The organism is Herbaspirillum lusitanum P6-12 (genome assembly GCF_000256565.1).
Classification (GTDB): Bacteria; Pseudomonadota; Gammaproteobacteria; order Burkholderiales; family Burkholderiaceae_D; genus Herbaspirillum; species Herbaspirillum lusitanum.
The window spans coordinates 1-5,235 of the sequence record NZ_AJHH01000254.1 but is presented as its reverse complement, the minus strand read 5'-3'; the positions used below and the strand labels follow the sequence as shown (position 1 = coordinate 5,235).

The window sequence follows — 5,235 nt, the reverse complement described above, 5'->3', positions numbered from 1 at the left end:
AATCGCCGACGGCACAACTGCCGTCGCTGGGGGGGGGGGGGGGGGGCCGGAGCGCTGGCCACGCTGGCCACTGTAGTCGACTGCTGCTGCTGCCCCGTTACCAGGACCACGGCGACAATCGCTGCCGCTGCAGCAGCGCCCGGCATCACGAAGCGGCGCACAAAACGCTTGCGTGTCGACGCCAGCGACACGACATTGGAAGCCGTCGCATCATGCACCGCCACCGGAACGATAATCTGTTCGGCAGCGGTCGTCGTCAACTGTGGGGCGATGATCGTCGGCTCGGCGTCAAGGCGCGCGCTCATCTTGGCGGCAAAGCCGTCGCTGAGCGAAAACGCCATTTCTTCCGAACGCATGACATCACCGATCTGATGGTACAGATCCCACGTCGCTTGCTCGTCCGGCTGGCGTAAAACGGCAAGAGCCACGCTGACATGTGCGTCAACCAGCTCGCCGTCGGCCAATGCCGAAATCTGTTCTCTGCTAATTTCTTTGGTATCCATAAGTAGTCACCCGGCCACAAAATTTCAGTTCCATCACCCGCTCTTATTTTTATGTCTTTTATTGACGCCTACGACGTCATATAACGCATAACTCCCGTGCTTCAAGTACAACTTAAATGCAGCTTAAAATCAGCCTGCCGGCTTACCAGCGCTTGTCGAGCGCCGTTCCAAGCAGCGGTCGCAGCTTTTCCGCAATCGCCTCGCGCGCCCGGAAGATCCGGCTGCGCACCGTACCGATGGGACAACCCATGGCGTCGGCGATCTCGTCATAGCTCAACCCCTCGATTTCGCGCAGGGTAATCGCGGTCCGCAATTCTTCCGGCAAGGCTTCCATCGCAACGTTGACCGTCTGGGCAATCTGCTTGGTCGCCAACATCGACTCGGGAGTATTGATGTCTCTTAGGTGCTCTCCGTCGTCAAAAGTTTCAGCCTCTTCTGCATCTGCTTCCGTCGACGTCGGTGCCCTTCGGCCCATGGTCACAAGGTAGTTCTTGGCCGTGTTGATACCGATGCGGTACAACCAGGTATAGAACGCCGAATCGCCACGAAACTGCGGCAGCGCGCGGTAAGCCTTGATGAAGGCTTCTTGCACGACATCTTCCGCTTCCGCCTGATCGCGCACCAGGCGCGAAACGAGCCGCATCAGTTTCCGTTGATATTTGGCAACTAATAGCTCGAACGCCTTCTTATCGCCACGCTGCACACGCTCGACAAGCAGTTGATCAATTTCGCGTTCCGTCGTCAAATCCAGTTTCCTTGTTTTTTTATCATTTCTGCGCAAACCGAATCATTGATCCATTTCGAAGCAATTAATTCAATAAGCGTACTATCTTTTCGATTTTTTTGTGGAGTGCATGCCATCAGGCATCGTTATTATGACTCGCAACCCATCGACAAGCCACTTGCAGCGCTCGAAAAGTTTCCTTGGGGACAGAGTCGGGCAATACCGGAATAGTCCGTATCCGACCATTTTCCAGCCTCAGGCGCAACAACAGCAGATTCGGCCAGACGGTCGACCCGGCCAGCAATTGCGCCAGACCGCCGCTCATCACTTGCGACCCCGGCTTGGCGCGCACCACCGCGTGATGCTCGACCAGCCGGATCTGCCCGGTCCCGGAAATATGCAGCCAGACCGTGGTACGGTTTCTCAGCATCAGCCAGAACGCCAGAGCGGCCGCGATGATACAAGCCCCCGCCAGCGACATCCTGAATACAAAAGACAATTGCCCGACCAGAGCGAAGGCAAAAATGACACCGATGAAGGCAACGGCGACAGCTGCTGCCGCCATCATGATCAAAAGCAGACGGGAAGGCTTGATATCCGCGGAGACTGCTATCGACATAGGAATGGGGGAGTGAAAAAGCAAAACCCGGCTTTCTGTCGAAAGCCGGGCCAGGTTTATACCTTGCCGAACACCAAAGTGCCGTTGGTGCCGCCGAATCCGAATGAATTCTTGACGGCGATGTCGATCTTCATGTCGCGCGCCTGGTTGGCGCAGTAGTCAAGATCGCACTCCGGATCCTGATTGAAGATGTTGATCGTCGGAGGAGAGATCTGATTGTGCAGCGCCAGCACGGTGAACACCGATTCCAGTCCGCCCGCGCCGCCCAGCAGATGGCCGGTCATGGACTTGGTGGAATTAACGACCATCTTGTAAGCATGATCGCCGAAGGCGGCCTTGATTGCATCGGTTTCATTCTTGTCGCCCAGAGGCGTCGAGGTACCGTGTGCGTTCAGATAATGGACTTCGTCCGCATTCACGCCTGCATCGCGCAAGGCCGACACCACGCAACGGCGCGGGCCGTCCAGGCTCGGAGCGGTCATGTGGTATGCGTCGCCGCTCATGCCGAAACCCAGCACTTCTGCATAGATCTTGGCGCCGCGCGCCTTGGCGTGCTCGTACTCTTCCAGCACCATCACGCCGGCGCCTTCGCCCAGCACAAAACCGTCGCGGTCCTTGTCCCATGGACGGGAGGCGGTCGCCGGATCGTCATTGCGGGTGGACAGCGCACGCGCTGAGGCGAAACCTCCGATGCCCAGCGGGGAAACGCTGGATTCGGCACCGCCGGCAATCATCACGTCGGCATCGCCGTACTGAATCATGCGGCTGGCGGAGCCGATGCAATGCAAACCTGTCGTGCAAGCGGTCACGATGGCCAGATTAGGGCCCTTCAGACCGTACTTGATGGACAAGTTGCCGGAAATCATATTGATGATCGAAGCCGGGATGAAGAACGGGCTGATGCGGCGGGGGCCGCGATTGGTCAGCTCTTCATGGGTCTGCTCGATCAGCGGCAAGCCACCGATACCGGAACCGATGATGACGCCGATACGCTCGGCGTTTTCATCGGTGACTACCAGGCCGCTGTCCTGAAAGGCCTGCATGCCCGCCGCCATGCCGAAATGGATAAAGGTATCCATGTGGCGCGCTTCTTTGGCGGGGATGTAATCTTCGATGTTGAAGCCCTTCACTTCTCCCGCAAAATGCGTAGAAAAAGGAGTGGCGTCAAACTTGGTGATGGTGGCAATGCCCGACTTACCTTCCTTGACTGCGCCCCACGCATCGGCAATATTGTTGCCGACGGGTGAAATGCATCCAAGACCGGTAATGACTACACGACGTTCACGTGAGCGGCTCAAGCAATTCTCCTAGAGTCGTTCAAAACCAGCTTAGGCCTTGACGTGTGCCTTGGCGTAATCGATCGCCTGTTGCACGGTTGTAATCTTTTCAGCTTGTTCGTCAGGGATTTCCATTTCGAACTCATCTTCCAGTGCCATGACCAGTTCGACGGTGTCGAGCGAGTCTGCGCCCAGATCGTCCACGAACGACGATTCTGTCTTGATGTCTGCTTCAGCGACGCCCAGTTGTTCAGCGACGATCTTTTTAACGCGTTGTTCGATATCGGACATAAGTGCCTCCAGTGGATAGGTTACAAAAGTGCGCGCATTTTATCAGGTTTGCACGCCAAAAATTTACTTTTAAGTATTCTCGACAAGAATAAGTAAGTTGCTGCGATCTGCGTCCAAAGACGCTTAATTCATGTACATGCCGCCATTGACGTGCAAGGTCGTGCCGGTGATGTAAGCTGCTTGCGGCGACGCCAGGAAAGCCACAGCCGCTGCGATGTCCTCCGGAGCGCCCAGACGACCCAGCGGAATCTGCTGCAGCAAGGCGGCGGTCTGCTGCTCGCCCAGCACCTTGGTCATGTCGGTATCGATGAAACCCGGCGCGATGCAATTGACGGTAATGTTGCGGCTGCCGATTTCACGCGCCAGCGCACGACTCATGCCTGCCACGCCAGCCTTGGCGGCGGCGTAGTTCATTTGCCCCGAGTTGCCGGCCGAACCGACCACCGACGTGATGTTGATGATACGGCCGTTGCGCGCCTTCATCATGCCGCGCAAGACTGCACGCGACAGACGCCCGACCGCAGTCAGGTTGGTCGCGATGACATTATCCCACTCTTCGTCTTTCATGCGCATGGCCAACTGGTCTTGCGTGATGCCGGCATTGTTGACGAGGATGGACAGGCCGCCGAATTCTTTTTGCACGTCGTCGATGACGGCGCTGCAGGCGGCGGCGTCATTGACGTTGAGGACGACGCCCTTGCCGCAACCGGGCTGCGCCTGCTCAAGGTATTCGCTGATGGCCGCGGCGCCGGCTGCCGACGTTGCCGTACCGACGACTTTCGCGCCTTGGCGCACCAGCTCCAGCGCGATGGCGCGTCCGATGCCGCGGGAAGCGCCGGTCACCAATGCAGTCTGATTCTGCAGATTCTGCAGGTATTGCGGATTTTGATCACTCACTTCAGCAGCTCCAATACTTTGTCCAGGGATGCCTGGTCAACGATTGCCTCGCCGACCAGTTCGCCGTTGATACGCTTGGTCAAACCGGCCAGCACCTTGCCGGGACCGCATTCAACCACGTGGGTGATGCCTTCCGTCGACATCTTCTGTACGGTCTCGACCCAACGCACGGCGCTGGCCGCCTGACGCACCAGCGCGTCCTTGATGGCGGCGGGATCGTTGACGATGGCGACGTCGACATTATTGATCAGCGGAATCTGCGGCGCGGAAAACGGCACGCCGGCCAGATATTGCTGCAAACGGTCCGAAGCCGGCTTGAGCAGCGACGAATGGAACGGCGCCGAAACCGGCAGCACCAGTGCGCGCTTGGCGCCCTTGGCCTTGGCGATTTCGCAAGCGCGCTCGACAGCGGCCTTGCTGCCGGCGATCACCACTTGCGCGGGAGAATTGTAATTGACGGCTTCGACCACGTCGCCCTGCGCAGCTTCGGCGCAGGCAGCGCGCACGTCGTCATCCGACAAGCCGAGAATCGCCGCCATGCCGCCCTGCCCGACCGGCACGGCTTCCTGCATGGCTTGCGCCCGGAAACGCACCAGCGGTACGGCATCCTTGAACGCGATCACGCCGGCCGCCACGAGTGCGGAATATTCACCGAGGCTGTGACCGGCGACCAGCGCCGGCGCCTTGCCCCCGGCAGCGATCCAGGCGCGGTAAAACGCCACGGCCGCAGTCAGCATGACCGGCTGGGTATTGGTGGTCAGGTCGAGGTCCTCTTTCGGACCTTCGGCGATCAGCTTGCCGAGATCGAACTGCAGCGCGTCGGAGGCTTCCGCAACAGTCGCCTTGACCACTTCATTGTCGGCAAAGCCATTCAGCATCCCGATGGCCTGCGAACCCTGGCCCGGAAAAACAAAAGCAAATGTT

Annotated in this window: 7 protein-coding genes; all 7 read right to left on the bottom strand. The window is 58.5% G+C overall.

Annotated elements, in window-relative coordinates:
* On the bottom strand, positions 1-503 hold a 503-nt coding region (locus tag HLUSI_RS27660), incomplete at its 3' end, for a sigma-E factor negative regulatory protein (protein ID WP_016833545.1).
* 142 nt (positions 504-645) lie between these two features.
* Positions 646-1,248: an RNA polymerase sigma factor RpoE gene (gene rpoE, locus HLUSI_RS0108375; RefSeq protein ID WP_016833544.1), complete on the bottom strand. Its 603-nt coding sequence runs from the start codon at positions 1,246-1,248 to the stop codon at positions 646-648.
* Between the two features lie 115 nt (positions 1,249-1,363).
* The gene (locus HLUSI_RS0108370) at positions 1,364-1,846 is read right to left on the bottom strand and encodes a protein YgfX (protein WP_016833543.1); all 483 of its coding nucleotides are present in this window, start codon (positions 1,844-1,846) and stop codon (positions 1,364-1,366) included.
* A gap of 56 nt (positions 1,847-1,902) precedes the next feature.
* Positions 1,903-3,144 (bottom strand): beta-ketoacyl-ACP synthase II, encoded by a 1,242-nt coding sequence (fabF, locus tag HLUSI_RS0108365; protein ID WP_029363287.1) that lies wholly within the window; start codon positions 3,142-3,144, stop codon positions 1,903-1,905.
* Positions 3,145-3,174: 30 nt separating this feature from the next.
* Positions 3,175-3,414 carry an acyl carrier protein gene (acpP, locus tag HLUSI_RS0108360; RefSeq protein WP_007881445.1) on the bottom strand — a complete coding sequence of 80 codons (240 nt, stop codon included), beginning with the start codon at positions 3,412-3,414 and terminating at the stop codon, positions 3,175-3,177.
* 123 nt (positions 3,415-3,537) lie between these two features.
* Positions 3,538-4,311: a 3-oxoacyl-ACP reductase FabG gene (gene fabG / locus HLUSI_RS0108355; protein WP_016833541.1), complete on the bottom strand. Its 774-nt coding sequence runs from the start codon at positions 4,309-4,311 to the stop codon at positions 3,538-3,540.
* On the bottom strand, positions 4,308-5,235 hold a 928-nt coding region (fabD, locus tag HLUSI_RS0108350), incomplete at its 5' end, for an ACP S-malonyltransferase (protein WP_016833540.1). The genes fabG and fabD, both read right to left, overlap by 4 nt.

Bases quoted from the DNA above. Each gene is read 5' to 3' on its own strand.
- HLUSI_RS0108370 (WP_016833543.1), bottom strand. From the start codon at position 1,846: ATGTCGATAGCAGTCTCCGCGGATATCAAGCCTTCCCGTCTGCTTTTG.
- acpP (WP_007881445.1), bottom strand. From the start codon at position 3,414: ATGTCCGATATCGAACAACGCGTTAAAAAGATCGTCGCTGAACAACTG.